This is a genomic window from Pseudomonas sp. GW823-FHT02F05 (genome assembly GCF_058797315.1).
Genome location: NZ_JBXAJM010000028.1, coordinates 55,949 through 77,785, shown reverse-complemented (window position 1 = coordinate 77,785; position 21,837 = coordinate 55,949). Strand labels below are relative to the sequence as shown.

Genomic DNA, 21,837 nt, shown 5'->3' with positions numbered 1-21,837 from the left:
CCCCCCTCCCCCCCCCCCCCCCCCCCCCCCCCCCCCCCCCCCCCCCCCCCCCCCCCCCCCCCCCCCCCCCCCCCCCCACAGGGCTTCTATGCTGTTACACAAATGTGTGCCTGGCACATACCGTTGTAAATCCAACCCGCAGGCGTTATGACTTTAATCCTAGGTATCGACCCCGGTTCGCGCATCACCGGTTTTGGCGTGGTGCAGCAGACCCCACGCGGCTGTGTGTACGTCGCCTCGGGCTGCATCCGCACTGGCGCAGGGGAATTGGCCGAGCGGCTGCAGATCGTCTATCGCGGCGTACGTGAAGTCATCCAGACCTACGGCCCGGTCACCATGGGCATAGAGAAAGTCTTCATGGCCAAGAATGCCGACTCGGCGTTGAAGCTCGGGCAGGCCCGGGGCGCTGCCATCGTGGCAGGTGCCGAGGAGGGTATGGAGATCGCTGAATACACCGCGACCCAGGTCAAGCAGGCCGTGGTCGGCACCGGTGGCGCCAACAAGGAGCAGGTGCAAATGATGGTCATGCACATGCTCAAGCTCACTTCAAGGCCGCAGATCGACGCCTCGGATGCCCTGGCCATCGCCATTTGCCATGCCCATACCCGCTCCAGCCTGTTGCCTCACGGCTTGGGCGCAGCACGTAGTCGTGGCGGGCGGCTGCGTCTCTGATAGCATCAGCGCAATCGTTATTTTTGCGGTCAGGCTCCGATCTGACCCCCAAGCTTTAAGGATCTGAACCGTGATTGGACGCTTGCGCGGCACCCTGGCTGAGAAACAGCCGCCGCACCTGATTCTGGATGTGAATGGGTTGGGTTATGAGCTGGAAGTGCCCATGACCACCCTGTATCGCCTGCCGTCGGTCGGCGAGCCGATAACCTTGCACACTCATTTAGTGGTGCGCGAAGACGCGCAACTACTCTATGGTTTCATCGGCAAGCGTGACCGCGATTTCTTCCGCGAGCTGATTCGTCTCAATGGCGTGGGGCCCAAATTGGCCCTGGCCTTAATGTCGAGCCTGGAAGTGGATGAATTGGTCCGGGCTGTATCGGCCCAGGATACCTCGGCCCTGACCAAGGTGCCGGGGGTGGGCAAGAAGACCGCCGAGCGCTTGTTGGTCGAGCTCAAGGACCGCTTCAAAGCCTGGGAGGTGGTGCCGAGCATGTTCGCCCTGGTACCGAACCAGCCGGATATGCCGGCGGCCCAGGTCGCCAGCGCGGAAAGCGATGCCGTCAATGCGCTGATCTCCCTGGGCTACAAGCCTCAGGAAGCCAGCAAGGCCGTATCGGCCATCAAGGACAAGAACCTGAGCGCTGAAGACATGATTCGCCGTGCCCTGAAGGGAATGATTTAAGTGATTGAAGCCGATCGTCTGATCGCGGCCACCGGCCCGCGTGACCGTGAAGAAGTCCAGGACCGGGCCATCCGCCCGTTGAGCCTGGCCGAATACATCGGCCAGCCCACCGTGCGCGAGCAGATGGAGCTGTTTATCCAGGCCGCTCGCGGGCGCAGTGAGTCCCTGGACCACACCCTGATCTTCGGCCCGCCGGGTTTGGGCAAGACCACTCTGGCCAATATCATCGCCCAGGAAATGGGCGTGTCGATCAAGTCCACCTCCGGCCCGGTGCTTGAGCGTCCTGGCGACTTGGCCGCGTTGCTGACCAATCTTGAACCCCATGACGTGCTGTTTATCGACGAAATCCATCGCTTGTCGCCGATTGTCGAAGAAGTGCTGTACCCAGCCATGGAAGACTTCCAGCTCGACATCATGATCGGCGAAGGCCCGGCGGCCCGTTCGATCAAACTCGACCTGCCGCCCTTTACCCTGGTGGGCGCGACCACCCGCGCGGGCATGTTGACCAACCCGCTGCGAGACCGTTTCGGCATTGTTCAACGTCTAGAGTTCTATAGCACCGCCGATCTGGCGACCATTGTCAGCCGGTCGGCGAGTATCCTCGGCTTGCCCCTGGACCCGGAAGGCGCCTTTGAAATCGCTCGACGCGCTCGCGGTACGCCACGAATTGCCAACCGTTTGCTGCGCCGCGTGCGAGACTTTGCCGAGGTGCGTGCCAAGGGCCACATCACCAAGGCCGTGGCGGACCTGGCCTTGAACCTGCTGGATGTGGACGAACATGGTTTTGATCACCAAGATCGACGCCTACTTTTGACCATGATCGAGAAATTCGACGGTGGCCCGGTCGGCGTGGACAGCCTGGCCGCAGCCATCAGTGAGGAGCGCCATACCATTGAGGATGTGCTGGAACCGTACCTGATTCAGCAGGGCTACATCATGCGAACCCCGCGGGGCAGGGTGGTGACGCGTCATGCCTATTTGCACTTCGGGCTAAACATTCCGTCACGATTGGGAGAGATGCCCGTGGTAGACGAATTCCTCGATGCAGTGGACGATTAAAAAATTGCAGGAGCGAGCTTGCTCGCGAAAAACGCCAACGATAACGCGGTATGTCTGGTTATACGCGGCGTGCTCAGGTTCTTCGCGAGCAAGCTCGCTCCTACAGGGTATTTGTCATGTGGGGTGATTTATCCGAGCTTTGTGCTGTCCCAGTGTCTGGCGTCGTCATTTGAAAGCGTTCAGGAATGAAAAAACAGTTGCCCAGCCAATTGGCAACCTGAGGAGTAAGCACTAGAGTATGCGCGCGCAAAACGGGGATCAGTCGTTCGCACATCGCTGTCGCGTTTATTACGAGGACACCGATGCCGGCGGCATCGTTTATTACGTCAATTACCTGAAATTCATGGAACGGGCTCGAACCGAGCGGCTGCGGGAGTTGGGTTTTGCCCAGTCCGAGCTGGTAGGCGAGGACCTGTTATTCGTCGTGCATTCCAGCGAGGCGCGGTATTACGCGCCGGCGCGACTGGACGATGAGTTGCTGGTCAGTGCTGAAGTCATCGAATTGAACCGTGCCAGCCTGCGTTTCAAACAGCAGGTCAGGCGGGCCACGGATGCAACGCTGCTCTGTGAGGGGCAGTTCCTGGTGGCGTGTGTGCGCACCAACAGCTTGAAACCTCGGGCCATTCCCGAAACTCTACGCGCGGCCTTTGCCGCCGTGAGCGGCGCGGGTCAACAATCAAAGCAGGAGATTTAGCGTGGAACCTACCGTCGTCGACCATTCCTCCATGTGGAGCCTGGTCAGCAATGCCAGTGTCGTGGTTCAACTGGTCATGCTGACCCTGGTAGCCGCATCGGTTACCTCTTGGGTCATGATTTTTCAGCGCAGCAACATGTTGCGCGCCGGTCGACGTGCCCTGGAGAGCTTTGAAGAGCGCTTCTGGTCGGGTATCGACCTGTCCAAACTGTACCGCCAGGCCGGCAGCAACCCGGACCCGGATTCGGGCGTCGAGCAGATCTTCCGTGCCGGTTTCAAGGAGTTCTCGCGCTTGCGCCAACAGCCGGGTGTCGATCCTGAAGCGGTGATGGAAGGTGTGGCCCGTGCCATGCGCGTGGCCATCTCCCGCGAAGAAGAGAAACTTGAGCAGGGCCTGCCGTTCCTTGCCACCGTGGGTTCTGTCAGCCCGTACATCGGCCTGTTCGGTACCGTATGGGGCATCATGAACTCCTTCCGTGGCCTGGCCCAGGCGCAGCAAGCCACACTGGCCACCGTGGCCCCGGGTATTGCCGAAGCACTGATCGCCACCGCGATCGGCCTGTTCGCCGCTATCCCCGCAGTAATCGCCTACAACCGTTTTGCCGCAACCAGCGAAACCTTGATCGGCCGTTACTACACCTTCGCCGATGAATTCCAGGCGATCCTGCACCGTAAAGTGCACACCAGCGAAGAATAAGCAGGTAATTCCCAATGGCTTTAATCGCTCGAGCTCGCAAAAAGCGCAAGCCGGTCGCCGAGATGAACGTAGTGCCCTACATCGACGTGATGCTGGTGCTGCTGGTGATCTTCATGGTGACCGCGCCGATGCTCAACCAGGGCGTGAAAGTTGATCTGCCCAAGGTTTCCAGTGAAGCCTTGCCGCAGGACAACAACACTCAGGTCCTGACCATTTCGATCAAGGCTGACAAGACCTATTACTGGAACCTTGGCAGCGAAGTCGACACGCAAAAGCAGCAGGACAAGGCCCTGACCTTGCCTGCAATGACCGATGCGGTGACCAAGATCATTCGCTCCGGCAACGAAGGCGGCAAGCACACCCAGGTGTTTATCCGGGGTGACAAATCGGTCGACTACGGCTCCGTCATGGGCGCCATGGGCGGGCTGCAGAAGGCCGGCGTCGGTAACGTTGGCTTGATTACCGAGGCGCCCTGATGCAGCAACAGCGAGAGCCGTCCGCCTCGGAAAGCTACTTCTGGCCTGGCGTGTGGGCAATTGCCCTGCACGTCCTGGTGTTCGGCATGCTGTTCGTCAGCTTTGCCATGACCCCGGACCTGCCGCCAGCCAAGCCGATCGTGCAGGCGACCCTGTATCAGCTGAAATCGAAAAGTCAGGCCACCACCCAGACCAATCAGAAGATTGCGGGTGAGGCCCAGAAGTCGGCCGCGCGCCAGACTGAAGTCGAGCAGATGGAACAGAAGAAGGTCGAGCAGGAAGCGGTGAAGGCTGCTGCGGAACAAAAGAAAGAAGAGGCGGCTCAAAAGGCCGAGGAATCGAAAAAGGCTGACGAAGCCAAGAAGGCCGACGAGGCTAAAAAGGCTGATGAAGCCAAGAAAGCCGAGAAAGCTGCCGAAGCGAAAAAGGCCGAAGAGAAACAATTGGCTGATATAGCCAAGAAGAAATCGGAAGAAGAAGCCAAGAAGGCTGCCGAAGAAGAGGCCAAGAAAAAGGCCGCTGAAGAAGCCAAGAAAAAGATAGTCGAAGACGCGAAAAAGAAAGCCGCCGAAGACGCCAAGAAAAAAGCTGAAGCAGACGAGGCGAAGAAGAAAGTCGCCGACGAAGCGAAGAAGAAAGCTGCCGCCGACGCCTCCAAGAAAAAGGCCCAGGAAGCAGCACGCAAATCCGCCGAAGAGAAAAAGGCCCAGGCCCTGGCAGATTTGCTTTCCGACACGCCGCAGCGTCAGCAAGCCTTGGCCGATGAGCGTGGCGATGAAGTCGCGGGCAGTTTCGACGACCTGATTCGGGCGCGGGCAGCGGAAGGTTGGACACGTCCACCTTCGGCACGTAAAGGCATGACAGTAGTGCTGCAGATCGGCATGTTGCCGGACGGTACGGTGACTTCGGTCAGCGTGGCCAAGTCCAGTGGTGACGGTTCGTTCGACAGTTCGGCGGTTGCCGCGGTCAAGAATATTGGCCGGTTGACCGAGATGCAGGGAATGAAACCAAGTGACTTCGCTCCCTATCGTTCATTCAAGATGACATTCACACCTGAGGATCTAGCCTTGTGAGAAACCTTCTTCGAGGAATGCTTGTCGTTATTTGCTGTATGGCAGGGATAGCGGCGGCGGATGAAAAGAACATCCTGGTAACCAGCGGCAGTGATCGGGCCACCCCGATTGCAGTCGTGCCGTTCGGTTGGCAGGGCGGCAGCGTGCTGCCGGACGACATGGCCCAGATCGTCAGCGACGACCTGCGTAACTCCGGTTACTACGCGCCGATTCCAAAAGGCAACATGATCAGCCAGCCAACCCAGGCCAGCGAAGTCATCTTCCGTGACTGGAAGGCGGTGGGTGCCCAGTACCTGATGGTCGGCAGCATCACGCCGGCCGGCGGTCGCCTGCAGATCCAGTACACGTTGTTCAACGTGGCCACCGAGCAGCAGGTCTTGACCGGCAGCGTATCGGGTACCGCCGAACAACTGCGCGACATGGCTCACTACATCTCGGACCAGTCGTTTGAAAAACTCACCGGTATCAAGGGGGCGTTCTCGACGCGCCTACTGTATGTCACGGCTGAGCGTTTCTCTGTAGACAATACCCGCTACACCCTGCAGCGTTCGGACTACGACGGTGCTCGTGCAGTGACCTTGCTGCAGTCCCGTGAGCCAATCCTGTCGCCGCGCTTCGCGCCGGACGGCAAGCGTATTGCCTACGTATCGTTCGAACAGCGTCGCCCGCGTATCTTTGTGCAGCACATCGATACTGGCCGTCGTGAGCAGATCACCAACTTCGAAGGCCTCAACGGTGCGCCAGCCTGGTCGCCGGACGGTTCGCGCCTGGCTTTCGTGCTGTCCAAGGACGGCAACCCGGATATCTACGTGATGAACATGGCCTCGCGTCAACTCTCGCGTGTGACCAGCGGCCCGGGCATCAACACCGAACCGTTCTGGGGCAAGGATGGCTCGACCATCTACTTCACCTCTGACCGTGGCGGCAAGCCTCAGGTCTACAAGGCAAATGTGAACGGCGGCGGTGCGGAACGTGTGACCTTTATTGGTAACTACAACGCCAACCCCAAGCTTTCGGCCGATGAAAAGACGTTGGTGATGATTCACCGTCAGGATGGTTTCACTAATTTCCGGGTTGCGGCCCAGGATTTGCAGCGCGGAACCGTAAAAATCCTTACAGATACCAACCTTGATGAGTCAGCCACTGTTGCGCCCAACGGCACCATGGTAATCTACGCCACCCGCCAGCAGGGCCGGGGAGTCTTGATGCTCGTGTCCATCAACGGACGCGTAAGGCTCCCACTTCCTACCGCACAAGGCGAAGTCAGAGAACCATCCTGGTCCCCTTACCTGAACTGACGCGGCGCTACAAAAAGAAGTACTTAACACACTGGGGTTCATTAGGAGTTTCACGATGGAAATGCTGAAGTTTGGTAAGTTTGCTGCTCTGGCTCTGGCTCTGTCCGTAGCCGTTGGTTGCTCCTCTAAAGGCGGCGACAATGCCGGTGAAGGCGCAGCTGTTGATCCAAACGCTGGTTACGGCGCCAACACTGGTGCGGTCGACGGCTCCCTGAGCGAAGAAGCTGCTCTGCGCGCTATCACCACTTTCTACTTCGAATACGACAGTTCGGACCTGAAGCCAGAAGCCATGCGCGCTCTGGACGTTCACGCCAAGGACCTGAAAGCTAACGGCGCTCGCGTTGTTCTGGAAGGTAACACTGACGCCCGTGGTACTCGTGAGTACAACATGGCACTGGGCGAGCGTCGTGCGAAAGCCGTTCAGCGCTACCTGGTACTGCAAGGTGTTGCTCCAGGCCAACTGGAACTGGTTTCCTACGGTAAAGAGCGTCCAGTTGCAACTGGCAACGACGAACAGTCGTGGGCTCAGAACCGTCGCGTCGAACTGCGTAAGTAATTCGTCATGCGAACGTGCCGTCGTGCTCTAACTGTATTGGCTCTCAGCTTCGCACCGCTTGCGGTGTGGGCTGCGGTTCCTGTAACGGATAGCAACTCAGGCTATAACAATAGCGGGAGCAGTTATCCGCCAGCGGGTTATGGCACGAACGGCGCCTATGCGGGGGGAGCGGCTACGTCCGCTCCCTCGGCACAGGGCGAACTGTTCAACCAGCTGCAACGCATGCAGGATCAGTTGGCCCAGCAACAAGGCGCCATTGAAGTTCTGCAGAACCAAGTGAACCAGCTGAAGCAAGAAGGCCTGGAGCGTTACCAGGATCTTGACCGTCGTATTGGAGCCGGTGTTGCACCTGCCGCTACTCCTGATAATTCTTCTACCGGTGGCGCACCCAGTGCCGCTGCCGGTGGCGCAGCAGCGGGGGCCGCCGCGGCTGCCCCTGCCGCCAGCAGTGAACCGGGTGATCCGGCGAAGGAAAAACTGTATTACGATGCAGCCTTCGACCTGATCAAGGCCAAGGATTTCGATAAGGCCAGCCAGGCTTTTACCGCTTTCCTGCGCAAATACCCCAACAGCCAGTACGCGGGCAACGCCCAGTACTGGTTGGGTGAGGTCAACCTGGCAAAGGGTGATTTGCAGGCGGCGGGCCAGGCTTTTGCCAAGGTCAGCCAGCTGTACCCCAAGCATGCCAAGGTTCCGGATTCGCTGTACAAACTCGCTGACGTAGAACGCCGCCTGGGTCACACCGACAAGGTCAAAGGTATTCTGCAGCAGGTGGTTGCCCAGTATCCGGGTACTTCCGCGGCGCAGTTGGCCCAGCGGGACCTGCAACGCTTGTAAGCAATGCAGCCCGTTCAGAAGAAACCCGCGCTTGTCGCGGGTTTTTTCGTTAGAATCCACGCCCTTTTATGAAACACGCTTCCTGGGGTTGACGCGTTGGCGCAATCCCTTGAAGTGCCTGACTGAGGCGGACAGCCTGTTTAGCTGTTACGCCCGTGGCGACTATGCAAGACACACTACGTATTACCGAAGTCTTTTACTCGTTGCAGGGTGAAACGCGCACTGCTGGCCTGCCCACCGTATTTGTACGGCTCACCGGCTGCCCGTTGCGTTGCCAATACTGTGACAGCGCCTACGCCTTCAGCGGCGGCACTGTGCGCACCCTCGACGACATCCTGGAACAGGTTGCCGGTTACCGGCCGCGCTACGTCTGCGTGACGGGCGGTGAGCCTCTGGCGCAACCCAACGCCATTCCGTTGCTCAAACAGCTGTGTGATGCCGGTTACGAGGTCTCGCTGGAAACCAGTGGCGCCCTGGACATCTCTGCGGTCGACCCGCGCGTCAGCCGAGTGGTTGACCTCAAGACCCCGGATTCCAAGGAAGCCCACCGCAACCGCTACGAGAACATGGACTTGCTGACGGCCAACGATCAGGTCAAGTTCGTCATCTGTTCACGTGACGATTATGACTGGGCCACCTCCAAGCTGATCCAGTATGGCCTGGAGCGTCGTGCGGGCGAGGTGCTGTTCTCGCCAAGCCATCACGACCTGAATGCCCGTGACCTGGCGGATTGGGTAGTGGCGGACAACCTGCCGGTACGCCTGCAATTGCAGCTGCATAAGTACCTGTGGAACGACGAGCCGGGGCGCTGATTCGGCTGCTGCTTTAGGCGTTCTACCCACCGAATTACCGTTCAAATGCGTTTTTTCTGATTTATTTAAAATAAGGTGTTGAATAATCCTTAGAAATCAGTATTATACGCGCCACCACACAGCGGGTCGTTAGCTCAGTTGGTAGAGCAGTTGGCTTTTAACCAATTGGTCGTAGGTTCGAATCCCACACGACCCACCATTTTTGGCGGTTTAGAAAATCCGGAAGGCCCACGCAAGTGAGGATTTCCGGGTTTTTTTTTGCCTGTGATTTGGCCTGTCCGAGTCGACGTTGGGTCAACGTCTGCGCAAATTTCCGTTGTCGTCCAAAAATTCCTTAAATTCAAATATTCATATGCGGACCGGTGCTGACCCAATAGTCCGGGCGTTCGTGTGGGTGCTCGATGTGTATCAAATCTGATACCGCTGGTCGGAAAACAACCAATAACTTCAAGCAATATCCATTCTTATTCGATTATTTTCTTTATTAGTCAGCTAGTTACAGTTTTTTTAGGGCGTTACCTAAAGGTGGGTCAGATTATTGGCGAGAAAGGCGGTCGATGTTAGTTTGCCACCCTTCGTAAATTCGATGGATCGAACATGAATTCCCAACCGCCACGGACTCGGTATTCACTGAGCATTGCCCTGCTTGTCTGCCTCGCCTCCCCCAGCGTGATGGCGGCAACCCTTCCGGGTGATCAGGACCTGATCCGCGACCGGCAAAACCGCCTGTTGGAAGATCAGCAACGCCGCCTTGAACAACTCAAGGAACTGCCCGGCAAAGAGGCCAGGCCCGAAGCGCCAGCAGCCCCGGTGGACAGCCGTTGCTTCCCGATCCAAACCATTGAACTCCAGGGGGCCGACCACCTGCCTGCCCCTGAACGCGAGCGTCTGCTCAAACCGTACACCGGTCAATGCCTGGGCGTCTCACAACTCAACGCCCTGCTCAAAGACCTCACCGACTTCTACATCGACAAAGGCCTGATGACGAGTCGCGCCTACTTGCCGCAACAGGACATGTCCAAGGGGCATCTGCAAGTGCTGGTGGTGGAGGGCAAACTCGAAGGCTTGAAGGGCGCCGACAACAGCAAGTTGACGGACCGCGAGCTGGCCATGGCCTTTCCCGGCAAAAGCGGCGAGATATTGAACCTGCGAGAAATCGAGCAGGCCGTCGACCAACTCAATCGCTTGCCGTCCAATCAAGCCCAAATGGAGCTGACCCCGGGCGAGGCCGTGGGCGGCAGCTCGGTATTGGTCAAAAACAACCCGCAAAAGCCATGGCGCGCCAGCCTTTCACGTAACAACGATGGCCAGAAAAGCACCGGCGAACAGCAGTGGGGCACCGGCTTTGAGTGGGACAGCCCGCTGGGCCTGGCCGATCAGCTGATTCTGCGTGGCGGCCATGACGCGGTCAGCGACCATCAGAAAACCTCCAAGAATGCGATGCTCTACTACAACGTGCCCTGGGGCTGGTGGAACTTCAGCTACAGCTACAACCAGAGCGATTACCGTTCGGTCGTCCAGGGCGACGGTTTCGACTTCAAGCAAACCGGTGACAGTGAAAACCATCAGTTACGCGCTGAGCGGGTGATCCACCGTGATGCCGTGAGCAAGACGTCGCTCAACGTCGGCTTGTCCCACCTGCGAACCAACAACTACATCGATAGCAGCCGCCTCAAAGAGAGCAGCAACCGCCTCAGTGAACTGCAGTTGGGCATCAACCATGGTCGTCGTATCGGCAGTGCGTTCGTCAACGTCGATGTGGGCATGCAAAACGGCACCGGCGCCTTCGACGCCCAAGGCAATCATAACCCCCTGCCTGGCGTGCCGGATGCGCGCTACCGCAAGTACACCGCCACCGTCAGCTACCTGCAACCCTTCACGCTGTGGGGCGAGTCGTTCAGTTTCACCAGCCTGGCCACCGGCCAACGCAGCGAAGACGTGCTGTTCAGCCCCCAGCGCATGAGCCTCGGTGGCTCGGCGTCGGTACGCGGCTACAAGGATCAGCAACTGACCGGCGACAGCGGCGGTTACTGGCGCAATGACCTGCGCTGGAGCCGCCCGGTGACCCTCGGTTGGCTGCGCCCGGTGTTCGGCGAGTACGGTGCCAGCGTGGGCTACGACCAGGGCGTGATCCGCAATGGTCGCTACAACGGCGAAGTGCACGGCCGCGTCTCGAGCAACTCCCTTGAGCTGTTCGCCCGCGGCCAACACGTGAGCACCAGCGTGACCTTTGCCCACTCGCTGGAACGACCGGCCGCGCTGCTTGAGCGCGAAGCACCGATCTACTTCCGCATGGATTTCTTCCTGTAATTCAACGCCCAGTTGCAACGAGAATTTGAAATGGATGTTCGCCAATTTGCCTTCCTGGTTCGCCAGCCTTCTGCTGCCCTGAAAAGCCGTGACGCGTTCCTGGGCCTGCCCAAACGTGGCGTGGCGCTGATCCTGGCCAACGCGCTGTTCTGGCAACCGCTGCTGGCCCAGGCCGAAGGCATCGTGGTCAGCGCGCCGGGCACCACGGTCGGCCAGGCGGGCAATGGCGTGCCGGTGGTAAACATCGCCGCCCCCAATGGCAGTGGCCTGTCCCACAACCAGTTCAAGGACTACAACGTCGGCGCCAACGGCGTGATACTCAACAACGCCACCGACCGTACCCAATCGACGCAACTGGGCGGCATCATCCTCGGCAACCCGAACCTGCAAGGCCGCGCCGCCAACATCATCCTCAACGAAGTCAACGGCGGCAGTCCCAGCCAACTGCGCGGCTACACCGAAGTGGCGGGCCAGTCGGCCAAGGTCATCGTCGCCAACCCCTATGGCATTACTTGCAGTGGCTGCGGCTTCATCAACACCCCCAACGTCACCCTGACCACCGGCAAACCGATACTCGACGCAAGCGGGCAACTGCAACGTTACCAGGTTGATGGCGGCGTCGTGACCATCGACGGCCAGGGCTTGAACGCCGATAACGTCGACCGCTTTGAAATCATCACCCGCTCGGCCAGGATTAACGCACAGATCAATGCGCGCAACTTAAGTGTGGTTGCCGGGCGCAATGACGTCGATGCTAAAAGCCTGCAAGCCACTGCCCGCGCCGACGACGGCAGCGCTAAGCCCGAGCTGGCGATTGATTCGACGGCGTTGGGTGGGATGTATGCCGGGGCGATCAAACTGGTGGGCACCGAGGCCGGGGTGGGCGTGAAGCTCGACGGTACGTTAATGGCCAGTGGCGGTGATATTCAGCTCGATGCCAATGGACGACTGAGTTTGGCTAATGCCAAAGCCAGCGAAGCGGTGGTGATCAAGGCCGGTCAATTGGACGCTGCGGGTGCGGTGTATGCCGGCACGCGAGTCGATGTACAAACTACGACAGGCCTGAGCAACCAGAAAAGCCTGGCGGCCCGCGACAGCATCACCGTGACCAGCGGTGGGGCGCTGGTCAACAGCGGCATCATCGAAGCCGGTGTCAACGCCGATGAAAGCCGCAATGCTGGTGGCGATGTCAGTCTGCGCGCGGCAAACCTGAGCAATAGCGGCAGCGTGGTTGCCAGCCGAACCCTTACCGCCACGGCCAACCAAACCTTGAACAATCAAGGCGGCACTCTGAGCGGTACCACCGCCGTGATTAACGCCGGTCAACTCGACAACCGTGGCGGTCGTGTACTGGGTACGGACTCGCTCAAGGTCACGGCCACCGGTCTGGATAACCGCACCAACGGTCTGCTGCACAGTGAAAACAGCACCGACGTTACGGTGACCGCTGCGCTGGATAACCAGAACGGTCGCGTGATCGGCCTCAAGAACCTGACGCTCAACGCCGGCCAACTGACTAACGATAACGGCCTGGTCGCCAGCCAGGCGCAGGCCCGTGTAACCGCAGGGCAACTGAGTAACCAGGCGGGTGAAATCTCTGCCAGCCAGACAACCGTGATTGCCACGAACCTGGATAACCGTTCAGGAAAATTGCTGGGCAGCAACCTCAACGTAACCGCCAGCGGTGCCATCGATAACCGCCTGGGGATTTTCTCTGCGTCCAGCCTGACAGTACAGGCGGCCAGCCTGGATAACCGCGACAAAGGTTCCATCGCCGCCCAAGGCGTGATGAACCTGACCGTCGCCGGGCTGCTGGACAATCGCAATGAAGGCAACCTCGTCAGCCAGGGGGCTCAACAAATAACCGCAGGGCAGTTGAACAACAGCCAGGGCGGCCTGGTGTCCAGCAAAACCACCCTGGCGTTGCACGGCGACAGCCTGATCAACCAGGGTGGCGTGGTCATTGCCGACGGCGCGCTGACCCTCACCGGCGGCGATCTGGATAACAGCCAAGCGGGCGTGATCAGCACCAAGGCCGCCGCGCACGTGCAACTGAACCAGTTGAACAACAGCAATGGCGGCAAGTTGGGCAGCGATGGTGCGCTGACCCTCAACGCCAACCAGCTCGAAAACGGCGCCGGTCGTATCAGCGCCAAGGGCGACCTGCAGGCAACCGTCGGTGTGCTCAATCAACAAGCGGGCGAACTCGTCAGCGACGGTGCGCTGAACCTGACCGGCGCGTCCCTGGATAACCGCAACGGCGGCCTTATCGCTGCCACCAAGGGCGTGGACCTGCGCAGCCAGACCATCCTCAATCAGCAAGGCGAGATCTCCAGCCAGGCCAGGGTGCTGGTGGTCGCCGATCAACTGAACAACACCACCGGCAAGGTCATCGGCGACAGCGGCCTGACGCTCACGGTGCAGCGCCTGCTCAACCAGAGCAACGGCTTGCTGGCGGGGCGTGAGAGCCTGGCATTGAATGGCGACCAACTGGATAACAGCCTGGGTGGCCGCGTTACCAGCCAAAAAGACCTGACCATTAGCCTGACCGGAGGCTTGCTCAACCAAGGGCAGGGCACGCTGCTGAGCGAGGGCGGACTGACCGTCAGGGCTGGCACCCTGGATAACAGCCGGGGCGGTATTCTTTCTGCGGCCAATGCGCTGTCGATCACCACCCAGGGCCAACTGAACAATCAGGCTGGCAAGCTGCTGGCCGATGGCACCGCCACGCTGGTCAGCACTGCGCTGAACAACAGCCAGGGCGGCGTGATCAGCGCCAAGCAACAGGTGGACGTGCGCAGCGCCGGCCTGGACAACAGCCAGCGCGGCAGCATCAGCAGTGACGCTGGCATCACCCTCAACGCAGGGCGACTGGACAACAGCCAACAAGGTTCGATCTTCGCCAAGTCCACGGTCAAGGCAACCCTGACCGGGCTGGACCAACATGATCGTGGCGAGCTGATCAGCAATACCAGCATCGACCTGGACTTGAGCCATGGGCAACTGATCAACCGTGACCACGGCCTGATCGCGACACCGGGCCAACTGCTGCTGAACAACCTGGGCACCGTCGACAACAGTCAGGGCGGTGAAATCTCCAGCACCCAATCATTCCTGTTGATGGCCGATGCGCTGAATAACCGCGGCGGTAAAGTCATCAGTGGCGACAGCCTGCAGGTACGTATCGCCAAGGCGCTGGATAACAGTGTGGAAGGTGTACTGTCCGCCAAGAGCGTTCTGCAGGTGGCAGCCGACAGCCTGGACAACCAGGCCGGTGGCGCGCTCGCCAGCCGTGGTGCGCTGGACCTGAAGGTCACCGGCGTGCTGGATAACCATAACCAGGGGCAGATCTTTGCCGCTACGGTTTTGACGACCACCTCAGGCTCCTTGAACAACAGCGACAAGGGCAGCCTTTCGGCCGGCACGCTCCAGACGCTCAACACCGGCGCGCTGGACAATCACCAGGGCGGGCGAATCGTCAGCGATGGTAGCCAGACGGTCACCGCCGCCAATGTGGATAACCGCGCGGGTGTGATCGGCAGTCAACAGGCGTTGAACCTGACCACTGCCAACCTCGATAACACTGCCGGGTTGATCAACAGCCAGGCTGATTTGACTCTGACCGGGCAAACAGTCGACTCAAGCCTGGATGGCGAAATCTCAGCCAAGGGCGACTTGAAACTCATCGTCCAACAGCTGATCCAGCGCCAGGGCCGCTTGATCGGCGAACGCGCTGTGAGCCTCGATCTGCAAGGCGGAAATCTCGAAAACAGCGCAGGCTTGATCAGCGCCAAAGGCCCGCTGACCTTCGCGCGCCTGGCTAACCTGACCAACCGAGAACAAGGCGAAATCTCCAGCCAGACGGCGTTCACCATCGCCGCCAAACGCATCGATAACGGTGATCGCGGGGTCATCCTCAGTGCCGATCAATTGCGCCTTGAAGCGGATACCGTGGTCAACACCAACAAGGGCTTGATCTCCGGCTGGAACGGTCTGACGGTGGTCGGCAATGGCCTCGACAACAGCGCCGAGGGCACGTTGTCGAGCAAGAGTGGCACCCTGCACACTGACCTCACCGGTGTATTGGATAACCACGCGGCGGGTGCCCTGGTCAGCATGGGCAAACAAACGCTCATCGCGGGCAGCCTGAACAATGATCAGGGGATCATCTCCGGCCAGGCCGATGTCGACCTCAACGTTGCCGGTCGCCTGGATAACAGCAACAACGGCCTGATTTCCGCAGCTCAACACCTGGGCTTCAATAATGCCCAGAGTCAAATTCTCAACCGTGGTGGGCGTATCAACGCCGCCAACATCACCTTTATCGGCGAGAGTCTCGACAACAGTGCTGGCCAACTGATCAGCCAGGGCACCTTGGACGGCACCCTCAGTGGCGCGCTGATCAATGCCAACAATGCGCGCCTGGCCAGTGGCGCAGCCCTGTTGCTGAACGCCGCCAGCCTGGGCAACCAAGGCGGCCAACTGGTCAGCCAGGATCGCCTTGACCTGACCCTCGCCAATGGCGACCTGGATAACAGCGCCAAAGGCACGCTTGCCAGCCAGAAAGACCTGGTGATCAAGCTGTTGGCCGGTGACGTTCAAAACCAGCAAGACGGCCTGATGTTCAGCCAGAAGGGCAAGCTCGACCTTACCGCCCGCGCCCTCACCAACGATCAAGGCACGCTGCAAAGCCAGACCGATAACCGCCTGCGCCTCAGCGGCGCCCTGAGTAACCAGGGCGGCCGCGTCGACAGCCTCAGTGGCAACCTGGACCTGGAAACCGCCAGTGTAGCCAACACGGCCGGTGGCGTACTCAACAGCAGCAAGGGCTGGGTCAAACTGGTCACTGGGTTGTTCACTAACAGCAACGGCATCACTCAGGCGCAGTCGCTGGATATCCAAGCCAAGGGCGGGCTGCTCAACCAAATGGGGCATTTATCCGCACTCGGCGGTGAAAGCCGCATCGTCACCACGACCTTCAATAACCAGGGCGGCGGTGTCTACGCCGATACCTTGCTCAAGGTCACTGCCCAGGCTTTCGATAACCAGGGCACGGCGGCCGGTAAGGGCGGCAAGGTCGGTGCACGCAATATCGACTTTGGCCTCACTGGCGCCCTGAGCAATGGCTATGGCCTGATTGAAAGCGACGACGTCCTGCGCCTTGCTGCGCAAACCATCAACAACGTCGGCGGTAACCTGCGGGCCATGGGCCGTACGGGCACGACCGACATCGATGTTTCCGGCCTGTTCGATAACCGCTTCGGCGTGCTTGAAAGCGCCAACGAACACCTGAACCTGCAAGCCGCCGGCCTGGACAATAACGGCGGGCGCATCGTACACACCGGCACCGGTACGTTCGACCTGACCTCCGACCAAGTCACCCGGGCCGGCGGCAGCTTCGTCACCAACGGCCAGTTGGACATCAAGGCTGCCAGTTGGACCAACAGCAGCGTGATCCAGGCCGGGCGCCTGAACCTCGACATCGGCCAGTTCACCCAGACCGCCAGCGGCCAGTTGCTCGGTGCACAAAGCCTGGTCGGCATTGGCGACACCTGGACCAACGACGGCCTTCTGGCCAGTGATGGCACCCTCAGTGTGACGCTCACCGGTGGCTACAGCGGCAACGGCCGCGTCAGCAGCCTGGGCAACATGAGCCTCACCAGCGCCAGCATGGACCTGGGCGAGAACGCCCGCATTGCCGGCGGCGCACTCAACCAGGTCACTAGCACGAGCCTGAATAACCACGGGCGCCTGACTGCCATCGGCGACCTGACAGTCAATGCCACCACCCTGAACAACTACGGCACCCTGGGCGGCGCCGGAAAAGTCCGGCTGAACGCCACGCACCTGGTCAATGACAAGGGCTTGCTCTTCAGCGGCAACGACATGGCGTTGCGCGTCAATGATTTCAGCAACCGCTATGGCGACGTCTACAGCCTCGGCGCCCTGGACATCGCCCGGGATGATGCGAGCGCGCGCAGCAGCCTGATCGAGAACGTCTCCGGCAGCCTGGAAAGTGGCACCGGCATGCGCTTGCTGGCAGACACCCTGAGCAACCGTCGTGACCAGTTCACCACTGAAATGAAGCTGGTGTCGGGCAACCTCAATATCTATTGGAACGACTACTGCAAAGGCAAAGGCTGCGAGCTGTACTTCAACTCGGTGGAGAAATACGAAGATGTCATCACCGGCAGCTCGGCCTCTGCGTTCATCAACGCCGGTGGCGACCTGACTGTGGGCAGCCAGACCTTCGATAACCTTTACAGCTCGGTATCCGCCGCCGGGAATATCCTGATCAACACCGATGTGCTGACCAACCGCGGCGCGGCAGGCGGCGAAGAGCGTCACTTCAATTCCGGGCTCTATACCCGCGACCGTGGCATCTACAACACCTTCATGGAGCGCCAGAACCAGTTCAACATCTACAACAATCCCAACTCAGGCGACTACCGCCCGGGCCAGATGACGATGGACCAGGTCAGGGCAGGCGTTGGCAATTTCTATGAAAGCAGTATCTATGTAGTGCCCATCACCGGCAGCGTGATTGCACAGGCGGTGATTCAGGCCGCAGGTGCGGTGACGGTCAATGCGACCTCCAGGATCGACAACAGCGTCATCCGCCCCAACGCTACCCACATCGACACCCCGGCGGCCAACCGCAACACCAATTCCGAGGTATTTGCCTCCACCGTCAAGCCGGCGATCACCGCACAGCTACCGCCAGATCTGGCCCAACGCCAGGTCAACCCGGTGACCTTGCCCGGCTTCAGTTTGCCGACCAGCCAGAACGGCCTGTTCCGTCTCAGCGGCCAGGCCGCGAAGGGTGGTGCAGCGGGTAACGCGGCTACCGGTAGCGGTGACTTCAGCGTGAGTGGACGTGTAATCAGCGCCGCCGAGCGCGAGAAAACCCTCGACTACAACGCCGTGCAAGAACGCGGTTTCAGCCTCGATGGCCAGCCCGTCAGCGGTGCAGTCAACGGCCAGGGCCCGCTGGCCTTGGACAACCGCGCGCCCTCCGTCACCCGCGTTCAAGGAATGCCGGACATCGCCCCGGCGGATAACAGCCACAAATACCTGATCGAAACCAACCCGGCGCTCACCGACCTCAAGCAGTTCATGAGCTCCGACTACCTGCTCGGCAAACTCGGCTACAACCCCGACGCCAGCTGGAAGCGCCTAGGCGATGGCCTGTACGAGCAACGCCTGATCCGCGAAGCCGTGGTGGCCCGCACCGGCCAACGCTACATCAACGGCCTTGCCAGTGATGACCAGTTGTTCCGCTACCTGATGGACAACGCCATCTCCTACAAGGACTCGCTCAACCTGCAACTGGGCGTGTCCCTTACCGCTGAGCAAGTGGCGGCGCTGACCCACGACATCGTGTGGATGGAAGAAGCCGAGGTCAACGGCCAGAAAGTCCTGACCCCCGTGCTCTACCTGGCCCAGGCCAACAACCGCCTGGCCCCCAACGGCGCGCTGATTCAGGGCCAGGACGTGAGCCTGGTCACCGGCGGCGACCTGCACAACAGCGGCACCCTGCGGGCCACCAACAACCTCAGCATGGTCGCCGGCAACATCGACAACAGCGGCCTGATGCAAGCCGGCAACCGCCTGGAAATGCTCGCCACCGACTCGATCCGCAACAGCCGTGGCGGCATCATCAATGGCCGCGACATCAGCGCCACTGCTGTGACCGGCGACATCATCAACGAGCGCACCGTCACCACCTTTAAACAGGAAGGCCAGGGCTACCAACTGCGCAACGACGTGGCCAGCGAAGCCTCCCGCTTCGAAGCCACCGACACGCTCAAACTGAACGCCGGCCGCGACGTGCTCAACCTCGGCAGCAACCTCAAGGCCGGTGGCAACGCCAGCGTAACCGCAGGGCGCGACGTACTGATCGCCAGCCAGACCGAACAGGACGACTACGCCTACCAACGCCGCCGCATCAGCGGCACCGAGCAAACCATCCTGCAACACACCTCCGCCGTGGACGTGGGCGGCAACCTCGCCATCGACGCCCGGCGCGACATCGCCGTGGTCGCCAGCACCGTCAGCGCCGCCAAAGACCTCAGCGTCAAAGCCGGCGAAAACCTGACCCTGGCCGCCGCCGCCAACGAACAACACGACTACTCCAAAGGCAAAAAAGGCGGCACCAAAACCACTACTCAACTGGACGACGTCACCCAACAAAGCGCCGAACTCAAAGCCGGCGGCGACCTGATCGCCATCGCCGGCACCGACCTCACGCTAGTCGCCAGCAAAATCAGCGCGGGCAACGAAGCCTATGTGCACGCTGATAACGAACTGCAAATGCTGGCGGCGCAGGACAGCCACTACTCGCTGTATGACATGAGCAAGAAGGGTAGTTGGGGCAGCAAGAAGACTCAGCGTGATGAAGTGACCGATGTGAAGAATGCCGGGAGTGAGGTCAAGACGGGTGGAGACCTGACGCTGGAGAGCGGTGGGGATCAGAAGTATCAGGCGGCGAAGCTTGAGAGTGGTGGGGGTATTGCGATTGTCAGCGGTGGGGCGGTGACGTTTGAGGCAGTGAAGGATCTGCATGACGAGAGCCACACCAAGAGCAAGGGCGACCTCGCCTGGACCAGCTCCAAGGGCAAGGGGAATACCGACGAGACGCTACGTCAGACGCAGATGATTGCAGAAGGCAGCGTCGTGATTAAAGCCGTCGATGGCTTGAAAATTGACATCAAGCAGATCGATCAAAATACGGTTAGTCAGACGATTGATGTGATGGTCAAAGCCGACCCGCAACTGGCCTGGCTAAAAGAGGCCGAGCAGCGCGGAGACGTGGATTGGCGCCAGGTTAAAGAGCTGCACGACAGTTTCAAGTACAGCAATTCAGGCTTGGGCGCCGGCGCGCAGATCATCATCGCGATCATTGTTACCTACTTCACGATGGGAGCCGCCAGCGGTGCAATTGCCGCAGCTGGTTCGGGGACATCGATGGCGAGTGCCACGGCTGTTGGGACTGCGGCCACGTCTGCCGGATGGGCCAATGCTGCGGGCAGTACCGTGCTTGCTGGCATGGCGAGTAACGGTGCGATCAGCGCCATCAATAACCGTGGAAACCTGAGCACCGTCTTAAAGGATGTCACTTCCAGCGACGCGATGAAAGGCTACGTGGTGTCCGGCGTCACTGCGGGCTTGACTGCAGGTGTCTATGACAAATGGACCGGCACTCAGACAGGTACTTCCACTGCACTCCCCAACTCAGGTGCAGTTGCCACCGTAAGTCCGTTGAGCACTTGGCAAGGTGTGGGGCAGTTCACGGCCAACCAAGTACTGCAAAACGGAACATCACTATTGGTAGATCGGGCGCTCGGGGGCGAAGCCCGTCTTGGCGACGCGTTGCAGAGTAGTTTGGCTAACGCATTTGCGGCTTATGGATTCAACCTGGTCGGGGATGTTTCCAAGAACCGGTTTGCAGAAGGTGGCATTACCAAGATTGGGCTACATGCCTTGATGGGCGGGTTGGCAGCTGAGGCTTCTGGAGGAGATTTCCGCACAGGGGCCCTGGCAGCGGGTGTGAATGAGGCATTGCTGGATAGCCTCGCCAAGAACTACGCGGACATGCCCGATGACCAGAAGAAAGGTTTGCTGGTCATGAACTCGCAGTTGCTTGGTGTGCTTGCGGCATCGGTACAGAGCAATGCGGATGCGCAGAGCCTGCAAACTGGGGCGTGGGTGGCAAAGAATGCCACGCAATACAACTATCTGGGCGATCATCAAAAGGCTCAGAGAGCGAAAGAGCTGGAAGAAAGCAAAGATTCACTGGAAACACTCAGGATCAATACGAAGTGGGAATTGATCGACGCCGGGCAGGACGCCAGCTTTGCGGGTGGGGCAGTGGTTGGGGTGCCGGAAGGGCTACTTGATACGGTCAAGGGCATCTTGGAAGTTGCCGTCAGCCCGATAGAGACGTATCGGGCGTTGAGATCTGTGCTTGAGAGCGGGGATGTGCTGGGTAATGTTTCGGACGCTATGAAGCAGTCCTACATCGCACGAATTGACAATCTGGAAGCAGAGTATGAAAGAGCTGGGGCGGGTGGATCGTTTAACGCAGGGCGTGAAACCGGGAAGCTGATAAGCGACGTGGTGGCGCTTGGGACGGGGGTTGGGGGAGCGCTGAAAAGCGGGGCCTTGCTCGTCGAAAAGGTCACTGCTAAGGTTGTTAAGGTGGAGTTGGCGGGTGCAAAAGCAACCGGCGAGGTAGCTGCTACCGTGCCGCGGACTCCTCTAGCAGGCCCGACAGGTAACTGGAAAAATTATACTCACGCAGAGGCTGTCATTCAGACCCAAGCATCTGGCCGGTTGGTAAATGCAGAAAAAGCGGTTATTGATCCGAGCAAAGTGACATCTTATGCATTGAACACAGCGCACCCTGTTGGCGGTAACAAAGCAAAGGTCTTTGAGTCGGCCTTGGGCTACAATCAAACGAATGCTGCCAGTTTAATAACAAAAGTACAGGAGGGTGCAGCGCTGTATCCTGCGAAGTTAGGCGCTTCTGATAAATTTGGTCAGCGTATAACTATAGATATGCCAATAACTGGGCCAAACGGTAATACGGCAACTGTCCGTACAGGCTGGATATATGATCCGGGTTCTGCCACACCTAGGATGACGACCCTCTATGTCAAGTAAGGAGTA

The 21,837-nt window shown here is 59.6% G+C and carries 13 protein-coding genes and 1 tRNA gene; all 14 read left to right on the top strand.

The features are described from left to right. Positions 1–147 precede the first annotated feature (147 nt). The 14 genes from ruvC to AC1RAC_RS25840 all read left to right on the top strand — a co-directional run bounded on the left by ruvC (position 148) and on the right by AC1RAC_RS25840 (position 21,831). Positions 148–672, top strand: coding sequence for a crossover junction endodeoxyribonuclease RuvC (gene ruvC / locus AC1RAC_RS25905; RefSeq protein WP_492617102.1), 525 nt, complete (start codon positions 148–150; stop codon positions 670–672). A 70-nt stretch (positions 673–742) separates the two neighbouring features. After that, positions 743–1,354, top strand: a complete 612-nt coding sequence (gene ruvA / locus AC1RAC_RS25900; protein WP_003193868.1) for a Holliday junction branch migration protein RuvA — start codon at positions 743–745, stop codon at positions 1,352–1,354. Then, entirely contained in the window at positions 1,355–2,413 is a 1,059-nt protein-coding gene (gene ruvB, locus AC1RAC_RS25895) for a Holliday junction branch migration DNA helicase RuvB (protein ID WP_003193867.1), read from the top strand. 238 nt (positions 2,414–2,651) lie between these two features. Further along, positions 2,652–3,107 (top strand): tol-pal system-associated acyl-CoA thioesterase, encoded by a 456-nt coding sequence (gene ybgC / locus AC1RAC_RS25890; protein WP_014719714.1) that lies wholly within the window; start codon positions 2,652–2,654, stop codon positions 3,105–3,107. A 1-nt stretch (position 3,108) separates the two neighbouring features. Further along, the gene (gene tolQ, locus AC1RAC_RS25885) at positions 3,109–3,804 is read left to right on the top strand and encodes a protein TolQ (protein WP_003193865.1); all 696 of its coding nucleotides are present in this window, start codon (positions 3,109–3,111) and stop codon (positions 3,802–3,804) included. Positions 3,805–3,827: 23 nt separating this feature from the next. Continuing rightward, positions 3,828–4,280: a protein TolR gene (gene tolR, locus AC1RAC_RS25880; RefSeq protein WP_161793227.1), complete on the top strand. Its 453-nt coding sequence runs from the start codon at positions 3,828–3,830 to the stop codon at positions 4,278–4,280. Next, a complete protein-coding gene (tolA, locus tag AC1RAC_RS25875; RefSeq protein WP_003193863.1) occupies positions 4,280–5,353 on the top strand; it encodes a cell envelope integrity protein TolA in 1,074 nt (357 codons plus the stop codon). The genes tolR and tolA overlap by 1 nt, the downstream gene beginning before the upstream one ends. Positions 5,354–5,370: 17 nt before the next feature. Then, on the top strand, positions 5,371–6,651 hold the full coding sequence (tolB, locus tag AC1RAC_RS25870) for a Tol-Pal system beta propeller repeat protein TolB (RefSeq protein WP_032874245.1): 1,281 nt from the start codon (positions 5,371–5,373) through the stop codon (positions 6,649–6,651). Between the two features lie 55 nt (positions 6,652–6,706). Next, a complete protein-coding gene (gene pal / locus AC1RAC_RS25865) occupies positions 6,707–7,207 on the top strand; it encodes a peptidoglycan-associated lipoprotein Pal (protein WP_003193861.1) in 501 nt (166 codons plus the stop codon). Positions 7,208–7,213: 6 nt separating this feature from the next. Further along, on the top strand, positions 7,214–8,044 hold the full coding sequence (ybgF, locus tag AC1RAC_RS25860; RefSeq protein ID WP_034128581.1) for a tol-pal system protein YbgF: 831 nt from the start codon (positions 7,214–7,216) through the stop codon (positions 8,042–8,044). Positions 8,045–8,208: 164 nt separating this feature from the next. After that, the gene (gene queE, locus AC1RAC_RS25855) at positions 8,209–8,856 is read left to right on the top strand and encodes a 7-carboxy-7-deazaguanine synthase QueE (protein ID WP_034128580.1); all 648 of its coding nucleotides are present in this window, start codon (positions 8,209–8,211) and stop codon (positions 8,854–8,856) included. Positions 8,857–8,979: 123 nt separating this feature from the next. Next, positions 8,980–9,055: transfer RNA gene (locus AC1RAC_RS25850), tRNA-Lys, on the top strand. A gap of 398 nt (positions 9,056–9,453) precedes the next feature. Beyond that, positions 9,454–11,166 carry a ShlB/FhaC/HecB family hemolysin secretion/activation protein gene (locus AC1RAC_RS25845; RefSeq protein ID WP_034128579.1) on the top strand — a complete coding sequence of 571 codons (1,713 nt, stop codon included), beginning with the start codon at positions 9,454–9,456 and terminating at the stop codon, positions 11,164–11,166. Positions 11,167–11,196: 30 nt separating this feature from the next. Further along, entirely contained in the window at positions 11,197–21,831 is a 10,635-nt protein-coding gene (locus tag AC1RAC_RS25840; RefSeq protein WP_492617101.1) for a two-partner secretion domain-containing protein, read from the top strand. The last annotated feature ends 6 nt before the right edge of the window (positions 21,832–21,837 follow it).

What these genes read in the sequence shown, in the direction of transcription:
- ruvC (WP_492617102.1), top strand. Translation starts at nt 148, where the DNA reads ATGACTTTAATCCTAGGTATCGACCCCGGTTCGCGCATCACCGGTTTT.
- ybgC (WP_014719714.1), top strand. Translation starts at nt 2,652, where the DNA reads ATGCGCGCGCAAAACGGGGATCAGTCGTTCGCACATCGCTGTCGCGTT.
- tolA (WP_003193863.1), top strand. Translation starts at nt 4,280, where the DNA reads ATGCAGCAACAGCGAGAGCCGTCCGCCTCGGAAAGCTACTTCTGGCCT.
- tolB (WP_032874245.1), top strand. Translation starts at nt 5,371, where the DNA reads ATGCTTGTCGTTATTTGCTGTATGGCAGGGATAGCGGCGGCGGATGAA.
- pal (WP_003193861.1), top strand. Translation starts at nt 6,707, where the DNA reads ATGGAAATGCTGAAGTTTGGTAAGTTTGCTGCTCTGGCTCTGGCTCTG.
- ybgF (WP_034128581.1), top strand. Translation starts at nt 7,214, where the DNA reads ATGCGAACGTGCCGTCGTGCTCTAACTGTATTGGCTCTCAGCTTCGCA.
- queE (WP_034128580.1), top strand. Translation starts at nt 8,209, where the DNA reads ATGCAAGACACACTACGTATTACCGAAGTCTTTTACTCGTTGCAGGGT.
- AC1RAC_RS25845 (WP_034128579.1), top strand. Translation starts at nt 9,454, where the DNA reads ATGAATTCCCAACCGCCACGGACTCGGTATTCACTGAGCATTGCCCTG.
- AC1RAC_RS25840 (WP_492617101.1), top strand. Translation starts at nt 11,197, where the DNA reads ATGGATGTTCGCCAATTTGCCTTCCTGGTTCGCCAGCCTTCTGCTGCC.